This is a genomic window from Micromonospora sp. NPDC049529 (assembly GCF_055586685.1).
Map to the genome: position 1 here is coordinate 1 of NZ_JBVJHT010000041.1, position 3,483 is coordinate 3,483.

At 64.8% G+C, this 3,483-nt stretch carries 3 protein-coding genes and 1 pseudogene; all 4 read left to right on the forward strand.

The features are described from left to right. Positions 1-426 (forward strand): transposase (locus tag ACZ6QQ_RS36655; protein ID WP_465882633.1); only part of this gene is annotated, 426 nt, incomplete at its 5' end. A 159-nt stretch (positions 427-585) separates the two neighbouring features. After that, on the forward strand, positions 586-966 hold the full coding sequence (locus tag ACZ6QQ_RS36660; RefSeq protein WP_465882634.1) for a hypothetical protein: 381 nt from the start codon (positions 586-588) through the stop codon (positions 964-966). Positions 967-1,281: 315 nt separating this feature from the next. Next, positions 1,282-1,836 (forward strand): annotated as a pseudogene (locus ACZ6QQ_RS36665) (NACHT domain-containing protein); the annotation flags it as partial. Between the two features lie 219 nt (positions 1,837-2,055). Beyond that, entirely contained in the window at positions 2,056-3,168 is a 1,113-nt protein-coding gene (locus ACZ6QQ_RS36670) for a hypothetical protein (protein WP_465882635.1), read from the forward strand. Positions 3,169-3,483: the final 315 nt, after the last annotated feature.

The window sequence follows — 3,483 nt, forward strand, 5'->3', positions numbered from 1 at the left end:
ACCATGTGGGGCGTCGTCCGCGAACGGAAATCCGCAGACAACACCCTGTCCGCGCTCAAGTCGATCCGCGCCGCCAGACCGGACGGCGCACCGATCTACGTCATCCTCGACAACCTGTCCGCGCACAAGGGCCACAAGATCCGAGCCTGGGCCACCCGCAACAAGGTCGAGTTGTGCTTCACCCCGACCTACGCATCCTGGGCCAACCCGATCGAAGCCCACTTCGGGCCGCTACGAACATTCGTGATCGCCGCATCCGACCACCAAAGCCACGCTGCGCTGGGCCGCCACCTGCACCAATACCTCCGCTGGCGCAACGCCAACGCCCGCCACCCCGACGTCCTCGCCGCCCAACGCCGTGAACGCGCACGCGTCCGCAGCGAACGCCAACACCGCTGGGGCCACCCGACCACGAAAGCCGCCTAACCAACCCGGCGAACGTTGGTGGTCACGGCACTAGACAAGGCACCCACGCCATGGACCCCGCCCCGCAGATCCACAGGTCTTGACAATTGCTCCCGTTAGGGACGTGAGATATCGTTTAGGTTCTGGCACGCGCGGAACGGCAGATACGGGGAAGAGAGTATGGACGCATTCGCGGCCAGCGCGATCGCCACGGCGATCACCGCGGCGGCGGTGAATTCCGTGGGTACTGAAGCCGGTCGGCAAGCGTGGGAGTCACTCCTTGCTCTGTGGCGTCGCACCGGGAACAGGGACGCGGTAGGTGAGCCCGACTTGCCTGACGCCCAGGACGACGACCAGGTCCGCGTCCTCACTGCAAGGGTGATCGAGGAAAGCCGTCAGGATCCCGTCTTTGCTGCTGGCCTGGAGGCGTGGGCTCGACATCACGGTTTCGATGTGCGGATCGAGCAGGGCGGGGTCCACAACACTGTTGCCGGCAGTGCTCGTGTCAGCGGACTCGTTCAGGGACGGGACTTTTCGGGCCCCATCAGCTTCGGCGGATAACGCTCCGGTGCGAGGAAGATGATTGCGGGTATGACGTCGAAAATGGTTGGCAGGCCGCGCTTCCCGCAACTGAGCACTCCGTCGCTAGAGCGCCTCACGCATGGCCTCTTGGGCTCAGCCTCTTCAATCGCGGTCGGGCTCACCCCTGGCCCGACTGGCTGAAAGTGGTCTGGGGCTGCGATGCTACATAACGAGTTTCACGGTGTTGCCGAGTTCGTAGTCATGGGCAGGGATTTCTCCGGGCCGGTGACGTACGCCCCCACCTACGTCCTTGATGACGACCCGGTGAAACGAGCAAGCCGGGAACTTGTCCGTATGGTAGGAGCCCAGTGGCGTAGAGAAGCGGGGATACGCCGACTACTGGATCCGGTGCCTCTCGGCGTTCGCTGGACCACCGCCTGGGGCGAGCCATACGGCGACCATCCTCACCTGGTAAGGGACAGCTTAAGGGGAACCAGCGGGGACCTGACGTCGTTCACCGAGGATTTCCTTGCCCTGCCGCGCCGCCGGCTTGTAGTCCTCGGTGAGCCCGGATCGGGAAAGTCCGCCTTTGCAGGTCTCCTTCTGCTTGCGCTACTGGCCCAGCGCACTACCGAGGATCCCGTCCCTGTTCTCCTGACGTTGGCCTCATGGGACCCGGCGACGCAAGACTTCGAGGAGTGGCTGGCCCGCCGCATCACCGAGGACTATCCGCGGTTGCATCATCCCCAGATCGGTGGTCCGAATGTGGCGGCCCGAATGGTGGAGGCACAGTGCCTCCTTCCTATCCTGGACGGCTTGGACGAGATCTCACCACCTCGGCGGCGACTCGCACTGCGTGGGCTCAACAGGGCGCTAGCGGGGGACAGCCCGGTCGTTCTTACCTGCCGCACCTCCGAATACGCTGCGTGTCTGCGGGACGCGGATGTGCTCAGGTCGGCGGCCGTGATCCGCTCCCTTCCCGTGGCGCCACACAGCGCCCTTGACTACCTGCGCACTGCGGTGCCTCCACAAAGACACGTGCAGTGGCAGCCGATGTTCACCGCTTTAGCAAACGACCCCAGCGGGCCACTTGCCACGGCCATGTCGACGCCCTTGACGATTAGCCTTATGCGCTCGGTCTACGCCGCTCCGGACGCATCTCCCGCGTACTTGCTGGACCGGCACCGTTTTCCGGACGCCGACGCCATCGAACGCCACCTTCTGGACGGAATCGTCCCGGCGGCCTTCGACGACGTACCAGCCCCGCCGGGCGTACCGTCCCCCGCTGGCCGCTGGGAGGCGGACCGCGCCAGCCGCTGGCTGGCGGAACTGGGCACACATCTCACCAGCCTCGGGACCGAGGATTTCGTATGGTGGCAGTTCTCTTCCCGAGTGGCACCGTGGCAGCGCATCACTGCGGTGTGCTCGGCGGCCTGGCTCGTCGGCTTCCTCACGGCCGCCGCCTGGCTGTCTGGCATGGGGGATCGGTGGTCTGTTTCGTGTCTGTTCGCCTCCCTGGCAGCTCTTGCATGTGGATGGGCTGTTGATTCCGCGACTCTCTCCCCCGGCCGACCGCTTGCAAACTGGGACGCTCTCAACGATCTCGCTCGGGTGATCACCGCTCGCATACGCGGACATCAGATGTCTCGTTGGCGATCTTTGGTGTTCTTCCTGTGCATATCCGTGCTCTGCTGGGCCGGTATCAGCGTGCTGCTGAGTGTGATCACCCTCGTCACGTCCGATTCTTGGCGTTCGCTGCTCTACGCGTCGGCTGGCTGGCTACCGATCTGGCTGGCCATCGGTGTCCTGCTGTGGATGCTGGGGAACCTGACGCTGCCGTTCAACCAAGATGAGGCCATTACCCCGAGACGGGCACTGAACTTGGGACGACAACGGGCGATCGCCTTCGCCTGTGCACTAGCACTACTGGCCGCAGCCTGCCTCACCGTCCTACTCGCGTACGGGCAGTCGCCCCACCGTCTCTGGTGGGTCGGGCTTGGGGCCGCCACCGTGGGCCTGTTCGTCACCGTCGTCGCTGTGCTGCGCACCCAGTGGGGCGCTTACGCGGTGACTCGTGCTCTGCTCGCCATCCGGGGCCACGTCCCTTGGCGGCTGGCGCAGTTCCTCGACGACGCACACCGCGTGGGCGTGCTGCGCCAGGTCGGCAGCGTTTACCAGTTCCGGCACGCACGGCTGCGCGAACGCCTTGCCGAGCAGCACAGTAAAGACCACAGAGCATGAGTGCCGCATGGTTCAACGGAAGGGGTGCCGAAGTCCGCTCGCCGGGCTGCTCAAGTCCGGCGCGACGAAGGAGATCCGGCCCCGCTACGGGCGTAGGGCAACGGCCGACATGCCGGGCAGGATTTAAGCGGCCAAGGGCAACCGAAGCGGAGTGATAGGGGTACTAACCTGCACCACGTCCCGGACCTGAACATTCAAGTTAGAGTGGCGATAGTCGCAGCTCAACAGGTTTGACGACCTTTTCGGCGGGGGCGCAGGTGTATCTCTAGTGCCGTGACCACCAACGTTCGCCGGGTTGGTTAGGCGGCTTTCGTG